Annotated in this window: 22 protein-coding genes; 3 read left to right on the top strand and 19 right to left on the bottom strand. The window is 47.4% G+C overall.

Going from position 1 to position 19603, the window contains the following annotated elements:
* Nucleotides 1-32: 32 nt before the first annotated feature.
* From rpsA to A7975_RS08250, 11 genes are all read right to left on the bottom strand, one after another.
* Entirely contained in the window at nucleotides 33-1268 is a 1236-nt protein-coding gene (rpsA, locus tag A7975_RS08205) for a 30S ribosomal protein S1 (protein WP_053376683.1), read from the bottom strand.
* A gap of 81 nt (nucleotides 1269-1349) precedes the next feature.
* Nucleotides 1350-1928, bottom strand: a complete 579-nt coding sequence (locus tag A7975_RS08210) for a lysophospholipid acyltransferase family protein (protein WP_053376684.1) — start codon at nucleotides 1926-1928, stop codon at nucleotides 1350-1352.
* Between the two features lie 3 nt (nucleotides 1929-1931).
* On the bottom strand, nucleotides 1932-2600 hold the full coding sequence (cmk, locus tag A7975_RS08215; protein WP_053377856.1) for a (d)CMP kinase: 669 nt from the start codon (nucleotides 2598-2600) through the stop codon (nucleotides 1932-1934).
* Nucleotides 2601-2771: 171 nt separating this feature from the next.
* Nucleotides 2772-2969, bottom strand: coding sequence for a hypothetical protein (locus A7975_RS08220; RefSeq protein ID WP_053376685.1), 198 nt, complete (start codon nucleotides 2967-2969; stop codon nucleotides 2772-2774).
* 54 nt (nucleotides 2970-3023) lie between these two features.
* Entirely contained in the window at nucleotides 3024-3677 is a 654-nt protein-coding gene (locus A7975_RS08225; protein ID WP_053376686.1) for a flagellar brake protein, read from the bottom strand.
* A 58-nt stretch (nucleotides 3678-3735) separates the two neighbouring features.
* Nucleotides 3736-5091 (bottom strand): germination protein YpeB, encoded by a 1356-nt coding sequence (gene ypeB, locus A7975_RS08230; RefSeq protein WP_065384753.1) that lies wholly within the window; start codon nucleotides 5089-5091, stop codon nucleotides 3736-3738.
* A 104-nt stretch (nucleotides 5092-5195) separates the two neighbouring features.
* Nucleotides 5196-5357, bottom strand: a complete 162-nt coding sequence (locus tag A7975_RS34050; RefSeq protein WP_176707684.1) for a hypothetical protein — start codon at nucleotides 5355-5357, stop codon at nucleotides 5196-5198.
* Nucleotides 5358-5431: 74 nt separating this feature from the next.
* Nucleotides 5432-6127, bottom strand: coding sequence for a glutamic-type intramembrane protease PrsW (gene prsW / locus A7975_RS08235; protein WP_053376688.1), 696 nt, complete (start codon nucleotides 6125-6127; stop codon nucleotides 5432-5434).
* A 15-nt stretch (nucleotides 6128-6142) separates the two neighbouring features.
* The gene (locus A7975_RS08240; protein ID WP_053376689.1) at nucleotides 6143-7393 is read right to left on the bottom strand and encodes a Glu/Leu/Phe/Val family dehydrogenase; all 1251 of its coding nucleotides are present in this window, start codon (nucleotides 7391-7393) and stop codon (nucleotides 6143-6145) included.
* A gap of 137 nt (nucleotides 7394-7530) precedes the next feature.
* Nucleotides 7531-8145, bottom strand: coding sequence for a genetic competence negative regulator (locus tag A7975_RS08245; protein WP_053376690.1), 615 nt, complete (start codon nucleotides 8143-8145; stop codon nucleotides 7531-7533).
* A 203-nt stretch (nucleotides 8146-8348) separates the two neighbouring features.
* Nucleotides 8349-8672: a hypothetical protein gene (locus tag A7975_RS08250; protein WP_053376691.1), complete on the bottom strand. Its 324-nt coding sequence runs from the start codon at nucleotides 8670-8672 to the stop codon at nucleotides 8349-8351.
* Between the two features lie 177 nt (nucleotides 8673-8849).
* On the opposite strand from A7975_RS08250, the gene A7975_RS08255 reads away from it, so the two are divergent.
* Nucleotides 8850-9701 (top strand): polysaccharide deacetylase family protein, encoded by an 852-nt coding sequence (locus tag A7975_RS08255; protein ID WP_065384754.1) that lies wholly within the window; start codon nucleotides 8850-8852, stop codon nucleotides 9699-9701.
* Here the strand turns inward: A7975_RS08255 and A7975_RS08260 are convergent.
* Nucleotides 9691-9924, bottom strand: coding sequence for a hypothetical protein (locus tag A7975_RS08260; RefSeq protein ID WP_053376693.1), 234 nt, complete (start codon nucleotides 9922-9924; stop codon nucleotides 9691-9693). The genes A7975_RS08255 and A7975_RS08260 overlap by 11 nt on opposite strands.
* Nucleotides 9921-10514 (bottom strand): CPBP family intramembrane glutamic endopeptidase, encoded by a 594-nt coding sequence (locus tag A7975_RS08265; RefSeq protein WP_053376694.1) that lies wholly within the window; start codon nucleotides 10512-10514, stop codon nucleotides 9921-9923. Before A7975_RS08265 ends, A7975_RS08260 begins: the two co-directional genes overlap by 4 nt.
* A gap of 112 nt (nucleotides 10515-10626) precedes the next feature.
* Between A7975_RS08265 and A7975_RS08270 the strand changes: the two genes are divergently transcribed.
* The gene (locus A7975_RS08270; RefSeq protein ID WP_065384755.1) at nucleotides 10627-11547 is read left to right on the top strand and encodes a hypothetical protein; all 921 of its coding nucleotides are present in this window, start codon (nucleotides 10627-10629) and stop codon (nucleotides 11545-11547) included.
* A gap of 20 nt (nucleotides 11548-11567) precedes the next feature.
* On the opposite strand, the gene A7975_RS08275 is transcribed toward A7975_RS08270, so the two are convergent.
* A complete protein-coding gene (locus A7975_RS08275) occupies nucleotides 11568-11894 on the bottom strand; it encodes a rhodanese-like domain-containing protein (protein ID WP_053376696.1) in 327 nt (108 codons plus the stop codon).
* Between the two features lie 240 nt (nucleotides 11895-12134).
* Here A7975_RS08275 and serA point away from each other — a divergent pair, with 240 nt between their 5' ends.
* Nucleotides 12135-13727, top strand: a complete 1593-nt coding sequence (serA, locus tag A7975_RS08280; RefSeq protein ID WP_053376697.1) for a phosphoglycerate dehydrogenase — start codon at nucleotides 12135-12137, stop codon at nucleotides 13725-13727.
* 127 nt (nucleotides 13728-13854) lie between these two features.
* On the opposite strand, the gene A7975_RS08285 is transcribed toward serA, so the two are convergent.
* From A7975_RS08285 to A7975_RS08305, 5 genes are read right to left on the bottom strand one after another with little or no spacing between them, the layout of a single operon-like run.
* On the bottom strand, nucleotides 13855-15330 hold the full coding sequence (locus tag A7975_RS08285; RefSeq protein ID WP_053376698.1) for a HAMP domain-containing sensor histidine kinase: 1476 nt from the start codon (nucleotides 15328-15330) through the stop codon (nucleotides 13855-13857).
* Nucleotides 15331-16047 (bottom strand): response regulator transcription factor, encoded by a 717-nt coding sequence (locus A7975_RS08290; protein ID WP_053376699.1) that lies wholly within the window; start codon nucleotides 16045-16047, stop codon nucleotides 15331-15333. It abuts the gene before it with no gap.
* 26 nt (nucleotides 16048-16073) lie between these two features.
* Nucleotides 16074-17333 (bottom strand): cytochrome c biogenesis protein CcsA, encoded by a 1260-nt coding sequence (ccsA, locus tag A7975_RS08295; RefSeq protein WP_053376700.1) that lies wholly within the window; start codon nucleotides 17331-17333, stop codon nucleotides 16074-16076.
* Nucleotides 17330-18988, bottom strand: coding sequence for a cytochrome c biogenesis protein ResB (gene resB / locus A7975_RS08300; RefSeq protein WP_065384879.1), 1659 nt, complete (start codon nucleotides 18986-18988; stop codon nucleotides 17330-17332). The genes ccsA and resB overlap by 4 nt, the downstream gene beginning before the upstream one ends.
* Nucleotides 18989-19005: 17 nt before the next feature.
* Nucleotides 19006-19536 (bottom strand): redoxin domain-containing protein, encoded by a 531-nt coding sequence (locus tag A7975_RS08305; RefSeq protein WP_053376701.1) that lies wholly within the window; start codon nucleotides 19534-19536, stop codon nucleotides 19006-19008.
* Nucleotides 19537-19603: the final 67 nt, after the last annotated feature.

A 19603-nucleotide genomic window follows, 5' to 3' on the forward strand; every position in this document is an offset into this window, starting at 1 on the left:
CAGGAATAGCTCCTTTGTGTATGAAAATTAGTTTATTTAAGGTTTTTCAGCTTGTCGCCGAAACGCTCAGCCAGCGAGTAGCTCATGCTCTCGTTGCTCAAGCTTACGTTCGGATTGTCGATTTTCTCGATTTTTGGCGAACGTGGAGCTCTTTCTGGTCTAGCGCTAGGAGCAGCTTGCTCAGGCGCTTCTTCTGTTTCTTTGATGCTTAGGCTAACGCGTTTCTCAGCTGGGTTGAAATCAAGAACTTTCGCTTGAACTTCTTGCCCTTCTTGAAGAACTTCGTTAGGCGTTGCAATGTGACGGTGCGCGATTTGCGAGATGTGAACAAGGCCTTCAACGCCAGGAGCGATTTCAACAAAAGCTCCAAAAGGAACGATGCGGCGAACAGTACCCGTTACGATATCGCCAATTGCGAATTGGCTTCCAGCAGAATCCCAAGGACCTGGTTGAGCGGCTTTCAAGCTAAGGCTGATTTTGCCAGCTGCCGGATCAACTTTAAGCACTTTAACGCGAACTGCTTGGCCTTCAGCTACAACATCCTTCGGATGTGCAACATGCTGCCATGAAAGCTCAGATACGTGAACAAGGCCATCAATGCCACCGATATCAACGAAAGCGCCGAACGGTGTAAGGCGTTGAACTGTACCGTCAAGCTCTTGACCTACTTCAAGCGCTGCGATTACTTGCTTCTTGCTTTGCTCGAACTCAGCGTCAAGCACTTCTTTTTGGGACAAGATTACTTTGTTGTTCTCACGGTCGATTTCTTTAACCTTCACGCGAAGCGTGCGGCCTTTGTAATCGGAGAAATCTTCAACAAAGTGGCGCTCAACCATAGATGCCGGAATAAATCCGCGTACACCCACGTCAGCTACAAGACCGCCTTTAACAACGTCGGCAACGGCAACTTCAAATACTTCGCCGCTCTCAAAGCGTTGTTGCAATGTATCCCAAGCTTTTTCGCCATCAACTTGACGTTTCGAGAGAACAAGCTTCTCTTTCTCGTCGTCGATGCTTACTACTTTAAGCTCAACCTCTTGACCGATTTGAACAGCGTCCGTAGCGTTTTCGATCTGCACAGCAGAAAGCTCACGAATTGGAATAACACCGTCATATTTATATCCAAGGCTTACATAAGCTTGGTTATCTTCGATTTTGACGATCGTACCTTTAACGGAATCGCCTTTTTTCAAAGACACGAAATTATCCAAAGCGTCTTGGCTTACTTCTTCCGCCACGGATTCTTGCACATTAGTTTCTTCTGACATTGAAATAACCTCCTCAGTTCATACCCCAACTTTATTTAAATCCGCTATCGCCTAGAGCGTAAGCAGCATTTAAAACATAAATTAACGATTGTTTGCAGCAAGCTCGCGAATGCGAGCCATAATGGCGTCTGTTACTTGCTCAAGCATATCTGGCGATGATTCTTCAATAATTGCTGTAAGATCGATAGGCTTGCCATAACAAACGACCACCTTGCTAAATGGTCTATACTTTCCGATGATCGCAACGGGAACAATCGCTGCGCCGCTTCGAATAGCAATCATAGCAGCGCCTTTCTTGGCCGCTCCTGACTGATTGTTGCGCGAGCCTTCTGGAAAAATGCCCATCACATTGCCTTCCTTCAGCATCGTGATTGAAGACTTGATCGCGTCCTTGCTCACGCCGCCGCGCTTGACCGGAAATGCGCCGAACGAGCGAAGGAGAGGTCCGAAGACAGGAATTTTAAACAATTCCTCTTTGGCCATAAAATGCACCTTGCGCTTTACCTTGACGCCTACAGTAGGAGGATCAAAGTTGCTAAGATGATTCGAGGCGAGGACGACTGGGCCGGTGGCTGGAATATTTTCCGTGCCTCTAGCTTCCAATCGGAATAGCAGCGTGTAAATAACACGCAGGATAAAACGGAAAAACAGATATGACATAGTTTACTTCGCCTCCGCCATTTTGGTTCGGCTTAATTTCACAATTGCGGCAATTACTTCGTCAATTGTCATGGCGGTGCTGTCGAGAACAACCGCGTCAGATGCACAGATCAGCGGTGAAATATCGCGTTGCTCGTCCAAACGATCACGTTCGGCAATCTCGGCTTCCAATTGCGCAAGCGTAATAGATTGGCTGTCCACTATTTCACGGTAACGGCGAAGTGCCCGTTCCTTAACGGATGCGGTTAGAAAAATTTTCAGTTCCGCGTTAGGCAGTACGTGCGAACCAATATCCCGGCCGTCCATGACGACGCCCTTGCGTTCCGCAAGCTTGCGCTGCATGACCCCGAGAACTTCACGTACCGTTTCGTTCGCTGCAAAGTAGGACACCTGAAGCGTCACCTCGCGCGAGCGAATCAATGCGGTTACATTTTCTCCATTCACGAATACCGACTGACCTTGCTCGCCTGGCTCAAGCTCAATCTCTAAGGATCTTACTAGTTCAGCTAGTTTGGCAGTTTGCTCTACCGATACTCCTGCTTGCTGCGCGCACAGCGTTACTGCGCGATACATAGAGCCCGTATCGATATACACATAACCTAGCTGCTCGGCGACTTTTCGCGCAACCGTGCTCTTGCCCGCGCCTGCCGGCCCGTCAATGGCAATGTTCATGCGGTCGCTGTCACCTTCGTGTTGCACCACCTAAGGTCAACCCCCTTTTAGTAGAGACGGCTGGCCGAATGCATGTAAGAATGCGACGCAAACCTCTCAAGAAAAAAGCAGGCTTTGCCTGCGAACGTGAAAATTATACCACACTATAGACACAGATGCAAAAGCCGGTCGTCAGTTCAAGCGGGTTCCTTCCCACTGATCTACGCCCGTTAACCAATGCCGAACGGTATTATTTTGCAAAGCTGCTTGCGAGCAAACCAATAAAATAACAAGCCCAATAATGATTTTCCGCAGCACGCCGCTCACTTCCTCCGTCAGCTTTAGCATTTGCTTCCGGCTTCTTTTTTGTCGAAATATATGTTTCAGCATATGGCTTCCTCCCTGCCTATTTCAGGGTAGTTTTCCATGTTTGATAAAACTTATTCATCGATTGCGATATTCCAGCTGCTTCTCAAAGCAATAACGGATAACCTTCTGCCGCTCCGAGTCATTAATGCTGGCATATTTAATCATCGCCTGCTTCCTGCCGGATTCAAGCTCGACAACTCGTACAACTTCTCCCTGAAAAAAAGCATGCTCAATCGATCCGTTTTTGAAAGGAACAAGGAGCCAGCATTCCAGCAGCTGCTCAGGCACAAGCTGCCATTTGCCGTTGCAAATAAACGAAATGCCTCCGCCGCCGACATCGTCGGTCTCGCACACAAATCTTACGTGATTCGACATTTTAACCGCAATTTCAAGCTCCGCCGGAACGCGCAGAAAACTTCTGCGCTGCACCTTCGTAATCCGGTCTGGCTCCGGTTTGCGAATTTTGATCAGCTTGACGCCATCCTCCATAAAACCGAGTACATGCGAATCAAAATAATGTTTGATACCGTCCGCGGATACAAAAAACACGGAAAGCTCGTCGCCAAGAAAAAGCCGCTTGTAACGCCCTGATTTCTCATTAATCGGAATCTCTATCAGTAAGCCGTCCCCTTGCTCATCGGCAATTCGAGACTTATATTCAATAGATGCTTCCTCTTCGTCCGAAGAAGCGATTTGATAATGAAGCATTTGATTCACTTTAGGCAACAAATTGGCTCCCCCCTATTTACATGCATTATAACACGTCGATTTGAGGGGAGCCATATCGTTATTTGTCAGAAGCTACCTTGGTATCGTTTGGAGTCATTTCCTCAATTGATTCTTCTACGCCAGTCTCCGAGTTTATATACACGCGGTAAAGTGAACCGTTGATTTTTCCCGTATATTCGTAGCACAGCACTTCTTCGCCCAATTCATTAAGAATCAGCGCCAATTGCTCCGTTTGGACTTTCATTTCCGGATTTAACGCTTTGCGCGCATCGGGCTTTGAAATAATCGGGCTGGGCAGGTTGCGCTTATGATGCTCATAAACATAATCATTGGCTTGCAAGCCAACTGTTTCACCATCATCAAGTGCGACCTTTACCGTCAGCTTATCCGGGTAAATGAGTACCCCGCTCTGCACGCTCACATAGGTGAACGCACCCATGTTTTTGAACATATCATAACTTACGGCTTTCATATCGGAGAAACCATGTTTATCAAGGAAAGATTCCGCATTGGCCTGTGCCTTCGCCAGATCAACCTTTTTCTCTCCAATATCGCGCGGATTCATAAACCAAATGAGCTTCCCGCCCTTTTGCGTAAAATCCATCTGAAGCTTTTTCTTATTGCCCTCATTCACTGTAGCCGAAAAGGAGGCATATTCCGTTCCCTTCGCGTTTTCGACAACACGAATCTCGGCATTTTTGGCATCGGTAAATTTGGCTGCGAGCTTTTTGACTTCCTCTGCGGTTACCAATTTTCCGCTCAGCATGTTGATCGTGCGCTTTTGATACATGCTGCTGACCGATGGGCCCCAATTGATTTCAGGATATTCGCTTACCTTCTTGTCAACCGACTTGAAACCGTCAATGATGACATTGTCATTGTTCGATTTCTCGGAGGCTAGAGCGATTTCAACGTCCATCCAGCGCAAATGGTTCGCTAGCACATCTTTTTGCATGCCGGCCAAACTCTTTGAAATTTCCTCTGAACTTGCATAGAGCGTCTTCATCGTTTTGAATTCATCAGGCGTAAGCGGCTGCTTAGATAAATCGCGAACCGCTGTCTTGTACGAGAAGTTAGCGATTCTCGACAAGAAATCTCCCGCTTCATTGAAAGGAAGCAGCGTAAGCGGAAGTTGGTTAATCTCGTTTTGTGCTTGGCTAGTTAGACGCCAAACGTTGACAAGCCCTTTACGGTGATAACTTTGCGAGGTGGAGTTAACAGCGAGCGTATTGCCTAGCTGTTTGTGCAGCTGCTCGACATGGTAAGTTAAGTCGTGAAACGCACGTTGATATTGATTTTCGGCTTTTATCAATATCGAGTTTTTTTCTTGATGCTCTTGATAGCCCCAGTAAGTAGCGCCGATAAAAAGCAGGGACATAATCGGAAATAGGATCGAGCTGAGTCGATGGTACATAATACAAAAGCTCCTTTCTTGTGCAAAACCTGGTTTTAGTTTGGTTTGCCCAAGGGAGCTTTATGCATCCATCTATTTAATTGTCATAGCAGCTTTCATTTTCTTTAAAATACACTATGCTCTTCGATATCCAGATCGTTTGCGTTATTGCAGATGCATTGCTTAAAACCAGTATCTATCGAGCCTTTGTCTCTTCGTCCGCGCAGTACAAACTTCTCTCCGCACACGTTGCACCGGATTGTAACCTTAATCCTTGCAGCCTCCATATGCTCCTCCTCAGCCATTATTCGAATGCCGTCATATCAGGCATTTCTATATAATGTAAGTATGGACGGATCAGCTACAGTTTAATCTCATCCTCGCGGACAAGAAAACGAAAGGGAGAACGGGAAGTTGCGTGATTCATTTTGCGCAGGCCCCATACCCATAACACGATCATAAACGGAATGATAAACCACATCCAATTGGTGCGTACCGTTATCATAATCCAATCGTAAGTGCCGTGCAGCAAGACCGGGAGCAGCAAAGATATGGCTATAAAATACTTGCTCGTATGCTTAGGGGCGAACTTCGCTTTACCTAAGTAATAGCCCATCATAATGCCGAATAAGGCATGGCCGGACACCGGCAGCAGCGCCCTTACGAGCAGCGTGCCGAAGGTAGCCGGCGAATAGATCGCGTAAAGGACATTCTCGAGAGTGGCGAAGCCAAGCGAAATCGATGCTGCGTACACTATTCCATCGTAAGGCTCGTCAAACTCGGTATGGTTATAGATGACGTGATACAAAACAAACCATTTCACAAACTCCTCGACGCCTGCCGATTCGCCAAATGCAAACCAGACCGAATGCTCCCCCAGCCACAGCTGCATGCCGCGCTGGATAACCATTATAGGAACGACGACTAGCATGCCGAGCACAAACATTCTGGCAACCATATGGATCGGCTCCGCTTCATAGCGGTCCCTTAAATATAAATAAGTAAGCAGCGAAACGCCTGGCGCAACGGCCGCAGTCAAAACAGAAAACAAAAGCATTTCGTCCCTACTTTCTCACACCCAGCCGCGATAGCGAACAGCCTCGGCCATTTTGCGCACGCCAGCCATGTAAGCGGCAAGACGCATATCGACTTTACGGGTGCGGTGTATTTCGTACACGTGGTTGAAGCCTCGGACCATCATAAGCTTCAGCTTATCATCAACCTCTTGCTCATCCCAGTAGTAGCCTTGATTATTTTGCACCCATTCAAAATAGGATACGATTACGCCGCCGCTGCTCGCAAGCACATCGGGAATCAGCAATACCCCTCTTTCGGACAAAATACGCGTAGCTTCAAGCGTAGTTGGCCCATTCGCTGCCTCCACGACGATTGATGCACGAATACGCGCGGCATTCTGATCCGTAATCTGATTCTCGATTGCCGCAGGCACAAGCACGTCGCAATCAAGCTCTAACAACTCTGAATTCGTTATCGTCTGCGTAAATAAATTGGTCACATTGCCAAAGGAATCTCGACGATCCAGCAAATATTCAATATCGAGCCCTTCTTCATTATACAATGCTCCGTTCACATCGGAAATACCTATTACTCTCGCACCGGCTTCATGCATGAATTTGGCAAGGTAACTGCCCGCATTTCCAAAGCCCTGAATGACGATGCGCGCGTTTTTCAGCTCTATCCCTTTTATGCGCAGCGCCTCATGAATCATGATGACAACGCCTCGCGCCGTCGCTGTCTCCCTTCCTTTGGAGCCGCCTAGAACTAGCGGCTTGCCGGTAATGAAGCCAGGCGAATCAAATTCGCGGATACGGCTGTACTCGTCCATCATCCACGCCATGATTTGCGAATTCGTCATCACATCCGGCGCTGGAATATCCTTGCTCGGACCAACAATTTGGCTGACAGCTCGTACATATCCTCTGCTGAGCCGCTCCAGCTCGCGGAAAGACATCGTCCTTGGATCACAAATGACGCCGCCCTTGCCGCCGCCGTAAGGCAGGTCCGCAATTCCGCATTTCAAGCTCATCCAAATGGATAACGCCTTAACCTCATTCTCCGATACGGCAGGATGAAAGCGTACGCCGCCCTTCGTTGGCCCCACCGCATCATTATGCTGGGAGCGGTATCCTGTAAATACCTTCGTTGTGCCATCGTCCATCCTTACGGGAATACGTACGGTCAGAAGCCTCATGGGCTCTTTCAATAGGTCAATCATATCCTGATCATAGCCAAGTCTTCGCAGCGCTTGCTCAATTACGATTTGAGTAGATTGCAATACATCGTTTGCTTCTTTATCACTCATTACTCCACCGCCTTTGTCTACATCTAATATGAACGCCTTTACCCTACTGTATTCCCTTTTTCAAGACAGTTAACATACAAGAAGAGCATCTTACAGACAAGATTCAGCCTGCAGATGCTCTTAGCATGTTCGTTCGCTTAAAATTTAAAATGATTACAAATTTCCCGAACCGCTGATTCAGGCATAATCACTTTCCCATATTCTTCAAGCATAGCGTAGGTAACTGAAGTAGCTTCCCCATACTCTGCAAGCAATGCGATAACAGCGTTGTGCCTGGAAGCATCGATTAGAGCAGGCTCTAACGCTAATATATACTTGCCATTATAGGAATACAAACGTCCGTCTTCGGTGAGTGTGGAGCTTTGCAATTGCTTGCATACCGATATGACATCCTCAAATTCTCGGAAGGAATACATAACCACATCGCTTTGCTCAAGCGTCACTTCCATCTCATATATTTCGTCTTCCGTGTCGTCATCTTCGGTTGCCCGATCTCCTGCATGACTGTTCATTTTGCCACGGGTGACAATCACTACCATACCTTGTGCGGGGAGGGCAAACACTTCGACCGCTAATGGGCCGCTGGCATCGAATCCAAGTTCACTATATGCTTGATCCATCATTTCACTGAATAGTTCGTGTACTTTTGGAATTTCGCGCCACATGTCGTCCTTCTGGATCCCCCGTTCCAGCAGGTCGTCGAACGTCAGGAAAATCCGTATCTTATCCTGGCTCAGTCGTTCGATTTTCATGACAGGATCCTCCTCTGCAGCATCTGTTGTAATAACGTATGATTTTTTTAGAAAGATGTGATCAAATTGATCAAATCATGCTATGTAACTACTTTATCATTTCTTTTCATCGAATGCACTAATATTGAACGAAAAAAAAGAATCGTTTGGGCGCTTCGCATCTCTGCGTTACGTCCAACGATTCAGCTAACTTGCTGTGTTTTTTAATGGGCAACCGCTGACGATTCCGCTTTGATCTTGTCCGTCTCGCGCTTCAGCGCCGGGTCGCTATTTACGATTGCTTCAATTTGTCCCCAAGCGGCTTCGGATTTTACGGCGGTATCGTCTGCATGCTTTGGGGAAAGATTTGCCGCCTCTTCCTTAAACGATTTACTCATGATTTTTGATACAGATTTACGGGCAACCGATGAACAAACATCCGACACCGCGTTTGCCGCCCATGACACTGCTCCAGGCCGTCTGCGCGAGACATACACGGTAGCTGCCGCACCAATCAATCCTCCGACTAAAAAACCACTTAACTTCATGATCGCGAACACCTCTTTCCTAGATCATCTTGCGTATTCAGGTGTTAGTTTGACCGCCTAGGCATAGCCTCATTCCATATAAAATAAGGAAATCATTCTAGCTCTCCGAATGGGTAAATATGATACAATGATGACGATTTAGCTTGAAAGACAACTTAGCTATGGAGGTTCAACATAATGAAGCGAATCAACCTAACGATCGCCATCCTGCTTATCGGAGCTCTGCTCGCATCCTGCTCCGAACAGCAGCCAAAGGATAATCTGCCTGCATCTGGCGAAGCAGCGGCTTCACAGGAGCCTTCTGCGTCATCAACTCCAGATACAGAAGCCGCGCTTGTGACGAGCCAGCCAGCACCAACTGAATCACCCGTCAGCGAAGAAGAGACTTCGGCAGCTCCTCTGTACCGTATGAGCGAGGCTTACCGCTTCGTACCGATCGAAGATCAAACGCCAAGCAAAGTCGTATTGCTTACATTTGATGACGGACCAAAGGATAAAGAGGTTCTGACCAGCATACTCGACACGCTTGATCGACATAAGGCGAAAGCTATCTTTTTCGTCAACGGTTACCGGGTTAAGCAAAATCCCGATCTCCTTAAGCTGATCAACGAGCGGGAACAGACGATCGGAAATCACTCCTTCGACCATAACAACTTAAAAGAAGAATCCAAGGAAGTCGTCGAAAAACAAATCGGCGATGTCCAAACGGATGTTGATGCCTTAATAGGACGAAAGCCTCTATTTTTCAGACCGCCTTACGGCTCGGGCAGCGCAATTGTGAAGGAAACAGCAAAAAACCACGGCATGCTTTACATGACGTGGTCGAATGGCTCTCTAGATTGGGATAAATCAGCTAAAGGTAAGCCCGATGTCGTGATTAAAAACGTGCTCGAGCAGCTCCATCCCGGCGCCAACATTCTCATGCATGAGCTGAAATGGACAGCCGACGCACTTGAGGAATTGTTGACTGCATTAGAGAGCAAGGGCTACGGGTTTATCGATCCGGCCACCATCGAGCTTACTCGCTGAACTTCAGGCCGTACCAGAACAATCCCCCAACCAGGCAAACGAACAATAGAAACAACAGATTATAATACCATTTTGTAACTTTATTTATACTTGAAGGATGTTTTCTTCGCCTTGGCGGCAGAGCCTCACCTTCGTTGGAATCCGTTCCGATGCTGTACGGCTCTGCCGTCATTTCATGTTGTCTAGTTCCCCTCGAGCTTCCAAATTTTTCTTTCCTGCTCATGACTCCCTCCTGAATCGTATAATTAACCCCATTATGAAATCAATTAGAAAATGAGCGATAATCGGCGCCAATATTGAGCCTGATTGCATGTAGATCCAACCTAAGCCATAGCTGATCGAAAAAACGAGGCCTGTCGGAATCCAGTGCTTTAAGTATCGTACATGTATCGTAGCAAAAATTATGCTTGTCCAATAGGGACCAATGGCATGCTGCAGCGCGCCGCGAAAGAGCAGTTCCTCGCATATCGCGACTACCAATGAGAGCACGGCAATATGCCATACCGGACGCGTTCGAAATATCCGGTCATTCACCCCGCCATCATCAGCCGCTTCCTCAGGCACAAAGCGGGAAATCAGCAGGTCTACAACGATAACGGCGGCGGCAAGTCCCACTCCCCAATATACGAATGCAAGCTCCTTCGGAGGCGTAAATAGTCGAATCACATTTTGATGCTGAAATAAAACCCATATCAAACCGATAATAAAAGTAAACCCTTGTGTTGCGTATAAATTAATAAGCAGCATGCGGTCATCTAGATCATCTACGGATACCTTGCGAATGCGAATATTTCGAATATCAAATTTCTTCATAGCTTCCCGCCTGTCTGAATCATTCATATTTTCTTTTTCGACCTTTTCACCTATACTGGTAGAACAATTCGACAGCATAATTTTTTTTACATAGAAGGAGATAGAGAAAGTAATGGAAAAACGATTAACGACCACCGCAATGTTATTTAGTGTTGGATTTGTATTCATGCTGATTTGTACAGTTGGAGCCTTCTTTTATGGCATCCAAATCGGTACCGAAAAAACGGAAGCTAAATATGAGAAAAAGGACGAAAGCACGAAGATGGCGGCTGCTTCCGTAAGCCCTTATCAACAGCAAGACCTAGTCTCTTTCTATCATACTGTATTTTTGCCTTATCGTGAATTTCAAAACGAATGGTTCGCAGCAATGAATAAATTATCGCAAGGAAATACAAGCGATGCAACGTCCATGTTCAAGGATTTGGCAAACCTTGCCGCATCCAAAGCGAAGGACGCAAGCTCGATCGATATGCAAAAGTCTCCCTTGCTTGGCAAGTCCCAGGTCGGCTACATACGCAGCCTAAAGCTGTTTAATGAAGCAGCCGACAAAGCGGCGACAAGCGCAAAAACATTGTCATTCAATGAGCTTAAGAAAAATGTCGAGAAGGAGAAAACGTACCAATCCGCCTCACAATTCGCGCTTAGTGCGCAGCAAGCATATTACTCAGCCATGTTGAAGTGGTCTTCTACGGTTGATCTTGATATTCCGGAGGACTACAAATCACCGGCGATCCTGGAGCTGAAGCATTGGAAGACGCTGGCCATTACGACAAAAAACAAGCTGATCGCCGATCAACTTATGACGCGCAAACAGCTAACTTCCTACTATCCGCAAGATTTAACGAGCCGCGTTGACGAGTTTGTCCTATCCGGACAAGCTGCTAAGATGAAAATGCACACCTTGTCAGCTGTTGTCGATCTCCTTATTAACACGGAGGCCGTGCGCAATGGCGACTTTACGGAAAGCAAATCACGGTTATACCAGAAGGCTCTCCTGCCTCAGCTGCCATTCTTCTACCCAGAAACAAATTAAATCAAGAAATCAATTAAGCACTAATCATATTGAAATCCATTTAACGAGGCTATAGCAGCCATTCCGCCGGTAACATTGTGGAGGCTGCTGTAGCCTTGTTCTTCTAAGTAGTTGCAAACCGCGACGCTGCGCACGCCGTGCGCACAGACGATATATATAGGTTTTGAATCATCTATTTCACTCAAACGTGCCGGTATCGTATTCATTGGGATCAAGACCGAAGCCTCCAAATGATAAAAATCCCATTCAAACTCTTCTCTCACATCTATGATTTGATCGCTTTCGATCTGGCCATTTTTCAACAAATCAAGCAGATCTCGAGGAGTCACATCCTGCCAATTATTCATGTATAAAGACCTCCTGTGTCGTATTTTGTTGCGAATGATGCTTGAATCATAACGAAATTTTCACAATTCAGCAAGTTTGAGGATTGCTTTTGTCCACTGGCTTGCATTAAAATAGTAAAGTCTGAGATCGATGATCAAACTCTCGTCCCGCTGCTGCATATCGGTGCCGGGAAGAGGGTTTTTCTGTTCATATTAAGCGGAGCATATTAGCTTCGCCCCAATTTAGGAGGCATACTTCACATGTTTAAAGTGTTAGTTTCCGATCCAATCAGCGATTTGGGCATTCAGCAGCTTGTTGATGCGTCAGATGTCGCAGTCGACAAAAAACCTGGACTAAGCGAAGACGAATTGGTCGCCATCATTGGTGAATACGATGCGTTGCTTGTTCGCAGCCAAACGCGTGTAACACCAAAAATTATGGAGGCTGGCAAGCAGCTTAAAGTAGTTGGACGTGCAGGCGTTGGCGTTGATAACATCGACCTTGAAGCAGCAACTCAGCGTGGTATCATCGTTATCAATGCGCCAGACGGCAACACCATTACGACTTGCGAGCATACTTTTGCCATGATGATGGCGGTTGCCCGTCACATCCCGCAAGCGTACATGAAAACCGTTAATGGATCATGGGATCGCAAATCCTTCCTAGGCGTAGAGCTTCGCGGCAAAACGCTCGGCGTGCTCGGCATGGGCCGTATCGGAAGCGAAGTTGCGAAACGCGCGAAAGCTTTCGGCATGGAAATTCTGGGTTATGACCCGTTTATGACAGAAGAAAGAGCGGAAAAAATCGGCGTGAAGCTGGCTAGCGTGGACGAAATCGTCCGTGGTGCTGATTTCATGACGGTGCATACGCCGCTTACTCCAGAAACTCGTCATATGATCGGCAAAGCACAATTTGAAGTCATGAAGCCCGGCATGCGTATCGTAAACTGCGCGCGCGGCGGCATCATCGATGAAATTGCTTTGGTTGACGCTGTAGACGCTGGCATTGTAGCTGGCGCAGCATTTGACGTATTTGAGGTAGAGCCTCCTGCAGAGGATCATCCATTCCTTACGCATCCTAAAATTATCGTAACGCCGCATCTTGGCGCGTCAACGGTTGAAGCGCAAGAAAACGTAGCGATTGACGTATCGGAGCAAGTGCTGCACATTCTTCGCAACGAGCCGTTTATCAATGCAGTGAACATGCCTCCGATTCCGGCAAATCTGCAAAACATACTTCAGCCATACTTTACGCTTGGCGAGAAGCTTGGCAGCTTTATTGCGCAATCGACTGAAGGCGCAGTAATCGAAATCGTAGTTGGTTTCGCAGGCGAGCTTGCAGAGGTTGACACGCAGCCGCTTACGCGCCACATCGTTCGTGGCGTTCTTGCACATCACCTTGGCTCTGAAAATGTCAATGTCGTTAACTCGCTTCACCTTGCGAAAGTACGCGACGTGAACATCGTCATTCAAAAGTCGCACGCTTCGAAGGACTTCACTAACCTTGTAACGGTAGCTCTTCGCACGAAAAAAGAAGAGCGCGTCGTATCGGGTACTTTGCTGACAGGCTACGGTCCCCGCATCGTACAAATCGACAAATTCCCTGTTGACGTTACGCCGGAAGGCAACTTGATCCTCATCTCGCACAACGATAAGCCTGGTATTATCGGACGCGTTGGTACGCTTCTTGGCAACAATGACGTGAACATCGCTACGATGCAAGTAGGTCGCCAGCTCGTTGGCGGTTCCGCAATTATGGTGCTTAGAGTGGACAAAGCTACTCCAAAAACAGTACTTGAGCAGCTTACGAATATGCCTGAGCTTAATACGGCAAAAGAAATTACACTATTTTAATAAATAGAATATCATTTATAGCAAAAGAGCCAATCGGGTAACCGATTGGCTCTTTTTGTTTCACGAACAACAAGAATTATCTGCTGCATTCTACAAAAAAAGCGTTCCCGAAGGAACGCCCTGACAACTATTGATGTGCTTCGACAGGAAGCAATAATGTAAACGAAGTTCCCGTTCCGGAGTTGCTTTCAACAACGATTCGGCCATGGTGAAGGTCGATTAGGTTTTTGACGATGGCAAGGCCTAGACCCGTACCGCTTGAAGCTCCTCTTTTGCGCGCCTTATCCGCCTTGTAGAAGCGTTCAAATATGTACGGTACATCTTCGCTAGGTATGCCTTGGCCCTCGTCTCTAACACTTAGCTGAACATACTTGCCGCCATTTACGTTTTCGTGCTTGCCTGCAATCGTAATGGACTTCCCGGAAGGCGTATGCCGCAAGGCGTTGTCTAGCAAGTTCGTCAGTACCTGCTCGAGCCGGTCCTCGTCTGCTTCTTTAACAATAAGCGACTCATCCGGCAGATCGGCCAGAAGCCTAACCTCCCGCTCCTTCGCATACACTTGGAATTTGCGATGGACACGCTTCAAGACATGGCTGAGATCAACCTGTTGAAAGTTCATGTCCACATGCCCAGCTTCCATTCTTGCAATGTCCAGAAAATCATTAACGAGCCTTCCCATCCGAAGCGACTCGTCATAAATGACTTGAACAAGCTCCTTGCGGTCTTCCTCGGAGACAACGATATCGTCAAGGAGAGCTTCGCTGTAGCCTTGCAGCATGGATAGCGGCGTTCGGATCTCGTGTGAAATGTTCGCAACAAAGTCCCGTCTAAGCTTCTCGAGCTTATGCTCCTCCGTTACGTTCCGAATGACCGCAACCGCTCCGCGAACGACGCCTTTGGATTGCAAGGGCGCCATAACGACAGACCATACATTGCTTAACACATGAATTTTGTCCGTAGCATCGCGTCCTTCTTCCATAACGCTCTGATATAAATCGCGGAGCGGCAAAGGCACCTCGGAGCTGGAAGAATTGCCGTCGTACAAGTCCTCTTGCCAAGCCAGCTCGACACCCGACCACTGGTTAATCAGCAAATGACCGCTAGGATTCGTTAAGATGACCTTGCCGTCCGCATCAAACGTAATGACTGAATCGCCCATACTTCTTAAAATGCTGGCCAGATGATTTTTCTCATGATTCAAATCGTGAATAAGCTTATCCAACTGCTCTGTCATATGGTTAAACGTATCCGCAAGCTCTCCGATTTCATCGCTGGAGCGGATATTCACTCTTGTCGTGTAATTGCCTTGCGAGATCGAAACAGCAGCATCTTTAAGCTGCAATAGCGGCTGTTGGATCTTTTTGGATAAGAAAAATGCGAAAAAGGTCGATAATAGAAAACCAACAATCGCCGTAAGGACAAACAGCACTTTAACTTGATGTGAGCTGCCTCGTGTAGTGTCATCAAACCAGATGTCGACATATTGAAGCAGAAAAACGCCTACTATAAGCAATACGACTGCAACAAGCAGCATAATCGTCGCCCATAGCTTTCCGACTACACTGCGCCACAGCTTACCGGCTAAGCGATGCCACAACTTCATTTACTTAGGCACCTCAAGCTTATAGCCGACGCCCCATACGGTCGTAATCATCGATGCGGCATCGGGCGATACTTTGTTCAGCTTCTCGCGAAGCCGCTTCACATGCGTGTCGACCGTACGCAAATCTCCGAAAAACTCATAGTTCCAAACATCCTTAAGCAATTCCTCGCGCGAGAACACTTTATCCGGCGATACGGCCAAATAGTGAAGCAGCTCGTATTCCTTAGGCGTCAGGCTTACTTCCTGCCCGCCTGCGGTTACGCGGTGCGCATCATGCTCAATAACAAGATGCGGGAACACGATGTTGTTGCTCGAGTTAATTTCTTTTGTAAGAAATGCCGTTGCTGACGAGCGCCTCAAGATCGCCTTCACCCTGTAGATGACTTCGCGAGGGCTGAACGGCTTGACGACATAATCATCGGCTCCAACCTCAAAGCCCTGCACACGGTTCATCTCTTCGCCTTTTGCGGTTAGCATGATGACAGGAGTTGCCTTCACTTGGCGCAGACGCGAGCACACTTCTACCCCATCGATTCCCGGAAGCATCACATCCAGCAAGATGAGCGCGTAATCGGTATTCGAGGCAAGCCTTAGTGCGGTTTCACCGTCTTCCGCCTCGTCGATCGTATAGCCTTCCTTCTCTAAATACATTTTGAGCAAACGACGAATGCGTTCTTCATCATCTACGACCAAAATACGGCTTGAATAATCAGACATAGGGCAATACTCCTCTCTATCTATACCTAAACACCAGAATATGAATGTAACCCTGCTATGACGAGGTTAACCCCGACAAGCGTAAACAATACGACGACAAAGCCGATTACCGCAAGCCAAGCCGACGGTTTGCCCTGCCAGCCCCGCGATAAGCGGAAATGCAAGTAGGCACTATAGTACAGCCATGTGATAAGCGCCCATACTTCCTTCGGATCCCAGCCCCAGAAGCGGCCCCAAGCAATGTTAGCCCAAATCATGGCAAAAATTAAAGCCCCTAACGTAAAGATTGGGAAACCGATCGCGATCGAGCGATAGCTGATTTCATCCAAATCTTCCGGGTCAATCCCATCCATTACCGGGTGGATGACTGCCCCTAACGGTTTACGGAATACGAGGCGCAGCAAGCCGTAAAGCAATGTGCCTGCAATGATGGACCATACGACCGTATTCAGCTTCCTGCCGGAATTAGCGCCCGTCATCCATGAGGGAGCTTCGAAGAGAGCTTCTTTCATTCCGAGGAACGAATCAAATTTTTCTGCTTCGCTGTTATACGGTTTAAAGATTGGCGGCAGCGTGTAAGCGACTGTCTCCGTCGTTGTCGATTCAATGCCTTTTGCATCGATGATGGATTTCTCTTGTACGAATTGAGCCTCATAGCCCATTCCGCGGAAAGCGAACACTGCTACGATAAATCCGACGATCAGAATAATCGAATACAGGGAAAACTCGACCCAGAACTGCGATCTTTTTGCTTCCTTTGTTTTCCCTTTAAAATCGACTACGCGCAGCAAATACATTAAACCGGCAGCAAACCCGACTGCAAAAAACGCTTCACCGAGTGCAGCTGTCGTTACATGCACCTTCAACCAATAGTTGTTGAGTGCCGGTATTAAGGGCTGTACCTCCTGTGGAAAAACAGAAGCGTAGGCTACGATGATAACCGTCAGCGGCAGCGAGAACATGCCGAGCAATGGTTTTCTGTAGATGCTGTATACGATTGTGAAAGCGATCATAATCGCCATTCCGAGAAAAGTCATAAATTCATACATATTGCTTGTTGGGATTTGACCGCTTCCTGCCCAGCGGGTGAAGAAGAAGGTCAAATGCGATGCGAGCCCCAGGCTCGATGTAATGAATGCAATCCGGCCCCAACGTTTCTCATGCTGCTTGGGATCACGGTTGCTCCATTTCTTACCCGCAATCGCGATCACATAAAACATAAAGGCAAAACAGTAAAGAAAGAATGCGACGATAAATGCGTCGCTGCTAAAATCGACTAAACTCACGCGTTGTTCCCTCCGTTATCAAGCGACTTCGGATCTACGGTTATCCCTATTTTTTGAAGCGCTCCCGCAACATCTGAACGCATACCGTACCAGTTTTTGTTTGTATGTGCGCCTAATGACAGCTCTCCGTCGTCGACGCGCAGCCAGATGCGGCGGTGCTGCCAATAAGACCCCATCAACAGTCCGATCATCGAGAAAGCTGCTCCAATCCATACATAAGGCAGTGCTTTGTCCATACGGACATTTAAGTAAGTGGATGCTTCAGAAAAGTCTACATTTTCCATCCCGTCAACCCGGATTTCAATCTTGTCCGAAATTCCGTGATTGATGGCATCCTGCGAAAATTTAACCTTATCCTTCTGCATAGGGAAATACATATAAGGCTCGCCCTCTGGAGCAAGTCCAGGCCCTTTGACCGTAAAGACGAAAGCCGGAGCGATCGGGTCACGCGATAAGGTAGTTGGCTCACCATTGTCGCCAATTGCAAACTCCATGTAATTCGCATAGAGATCAAGCGTATACGGCCCAAGCTTATGCTGGAGCGCGGAGTCCTTCATCGGAAGATCGAACGGCCCGTATTTTTTGCCTGTTTCCTTATTCACGAGAACAGGATGAACCGCATTTAGGCGCGGCGTCGTATCAAAATCGAATTGGTACAACTTCAACCCTTTGTACTTCAGCGGCTCATTCACGATAATATCGTGGCGCTTCACTTCTCTCAGCTCTGGCTTCTTCGTTTGGTCGGCGCAGTTGCTTACGCATTCGTATAAAACCGCTTTCGTTTCGAAAAGCTTGGCACGGGCTGTTCCCTTAAGCTTATCAGGCAGCTCATCGTCCTTGTAATACTCAACGGTAAACTTTTCGTTTTTGACAAAATAATTAGTATCCGCAATCTGCACCGTGTCGCCATCGGGAATCGTAATATAGCTATCCATCTGCCAGCTCGGTATGCTTCTTGCCAGTATAGCGAGCAGAAACAGAATTAGACCGATATGGTTGATGTAAGGTCCCCAGCGGCTAAAGCGGTTCTTCTCGGCAAGAAGCGCGGAGCCATCACGATGAATGCGGTATCCTCTGCGTTTCAGCTGTGCGCCGAACTTCTCCACCCATTGCTCAGCGTCACCTTCAATCGACTGCTTGTACACCGTTTTTTGACGATGGATGAACTGCAAATGCTTGCGAATTTGCTGCTTGCTTAGCGCCCGATAAAGCGGCAGCACCCGGTCAAGGCTGCAAATGACAAGCGATGTGCCGATCATTACGAGCAAGCCGATAAACCACCAAGTTTCGTAGGTGTGCGACAAGCCGAACAAATAATACAATTTGCCGGGCAAGCCGTAGGTTTCCTCATAATAAACGGATGGATCAAAGTTATTTACAAAAGTGTTTTCTTGCGGGTATATCGTTCCGAGCATCGCGGTCATAAACGTGATCACAATAAGGTAAATCGCGATTTTGACCGACGAGAAAAAATTCCAAATCTTATCGATGTAATTCGGATTGCTCTTCTGAGACCTGCGCGCTACCCCGTCATAACGCATCTCAAGCGGCAGATCCGATACATCGTTGTTTTCGAGCGGCTTGCCGCAGCTCTCGCAAAGCACGGTACCGATCGCATTTTGATGTCCGCACTCGCATTTTGTGTTTTCAACCACCAACACCGTAAAACCTCCTACAGCTGAAGAAGCCGTTCAATCCGTTCGTCAATTTCCACCTCTGTCATGCCGCCTACTTTTATCTCATTAATCGAACCGTCCGGTTTTATGAAAAAAGTAGTAGGGTATGACTTTAATCCGTAGCTGCGTTCCGTTTTACGATTCACGTCGCGCAAAATAGGATAATTCAAATCAAAGCGGCGAACAAAATTGTTCACGGTTAACGTATCCTCGCTTAAATTAATCGCCAAGATAACGAGGCCTTGATCTTTCCATTTCGCATATTGTCGTTCAAATTCCGGCATTTCCTTCACGCATGGCGGACAGAATGTGCCCCAAAAATTGACGACGACAGCTTTACCCTCATAGTCTGACAATTTCTGCGTTTTCCCCTCTAAGTCAACGAGCTCAAACGCCGGCGGCTTGCTGCCTTCCTTGAGAGGGCCTTTGTCATCCGCGGCAAATAAGGTAGATCCTATCGCATACCCACCTATGATCAAGACGGCAATCAAAATGACGATTTGTACCGTCTTGCGCGATTTTCCCATAATTAAATTCACCACCAGCTTCTTTCTATACAGCCACGAATATTACCATTATAACGAAAAGTCGACG

Source organism: Bacillus sp. FJAT-26390 (assembly GCF_001682865.1).
In the GTDB taxonomy this organism is placed as follows: domain Bacteria; phylum Bacillota; class Bacilli; order Paenibacillales; family Paenibacillaceae; genus Pristimantibacillus.

Bases quoted from the DNA above. Each gene is read 5' to 3' on its own strand.
- rpsA (WP_053376683.1), bottom strand. From the start codon at position 1,268: ATGTCAGAAGAAACTAATGTGCAAGAATCCGTGGCGGAAGAAGTAAGC.
- A7975_RS08210 (WP_053376684.1), bottom strand. From the start codon at position 1,928: ATGTCATATCTGTTTTTCCGTTTTATCCTGCGTGTTATTTACACGCTG.
- cmk (WP_053377856.1), bottom strand. From the start codon at position 2,600: ATGAACATTGCCATTGACGGGCCGGCAGGCGCGGGCAAGAGCACGGTT.
- A7975_RS08220 (WP_053376685.1), bottom strand. From the start codon at position 2,969: ATGCTGAAACATATATTTCGACAAAAAAGAAGCCGGAAGCAAATGCTA.
- ypeB (WP_065384753.1), bottom strand. From the start codon at position 5,091: ATGTACCATCGACTCAGCTCGATCCTATTTCCGATTATGTCCCTGCTT.
- A7975_RS34050 (WP_176707684.1), bottom strand. From the start codon at position 5,357: ATGGAGGCTGCAAGGATTAAGGTTACAATCCGGTGCAACGTGTGCGGA.
- prsW (WP_053376688.1), bottom strand. From the start codon at position 6,127: ATGCTTTTGTTTTCTGTTTTGACTGCGGCCGTTGCGCCAGGCGTTTCG.
- A7975_RS08240 (WP_053376689.1), bottom strand. From the start codon at position 7,393: ATGAGTGATAAAGAAGCAAACGATGTATTGCAATCTACTCAAATCGTA.
- A7975_RS08245 (WP_053376690.1), bottom strand. From the start codon at position 8,145: ATGAAAATCGAACGACTGAGCCAGGATAAGATACGGATTTTCCTGACG.
- A7975_RS08250 (WP_053376691.1), bottom strand. From the start codon at position 8,672: ATGAAGTTAAGTGGTTTTTTAGTCGGAGGATTGATTGGTGCGGCAGCT.
- A7975_RS08255 (WP_065384754.1), top strand. From the start codon at position 8,850: ATGAAGCGAATCAACCTAACGATCGCCATCCTGCTTATCGGAGCTCTG.
- A7975_RS08260 (WP_053376693.1), bottom strand. From the start codon at position 9,924: ATGAGCAGGAAAGAAAAATTTGGAAGCTCGAGGGGAACTAGACAACAT.
- A7975_RS08265 (WP_053376694.1), bottom strand. From the start codon at position 10,514: ATGAAGAAATTTGATATTCGAAATATTCGCATTCGCAAGGTATCCGTA.
- A7975_RS08270 (WP_065384755.1), top strand. From the start codon at position 10,627: ATGGAAAAACGATTAACGACCACCGCAATGTTATTTAGTGTTGGATTT.
- A7975_RS08275 (WP_053376696.1), bottom strand. From the start codon at position 11,894: ATGAATAATTGGCAGGATGTGACTCCTCGAGATCTGCTTGATTTGTTG.
- serA (WP_053376697.1), top strand. From the start codon at position 12,135: ATGTTTAAAGTGTTAGTTTCCGATCCAATCAGCGATTTGGGCATTCAG.
- A7975_RS08285 (WP_053376698.1), bottom strand. From the start codon at position 15,330: ATGAAGTTGTGGCATCGCTTAGCCGGTAAGCTGTGGCGCAGTGTAGTC.
- A7975_RS08290 (WP_053376699.1), bottom strand. From the start codon at position 16,047: ATGTCTGATTATTCAAGCCGTATTTTGGTCGTAGATGATGAAGAACGC.
- A7975_RS08305 (WP_053376701.1), bottom strand. From the start codon at position 19,536: ATGGGAAAATCGCGCAAGACGGTACAAATCGTCATTTTGATTGCCGTC.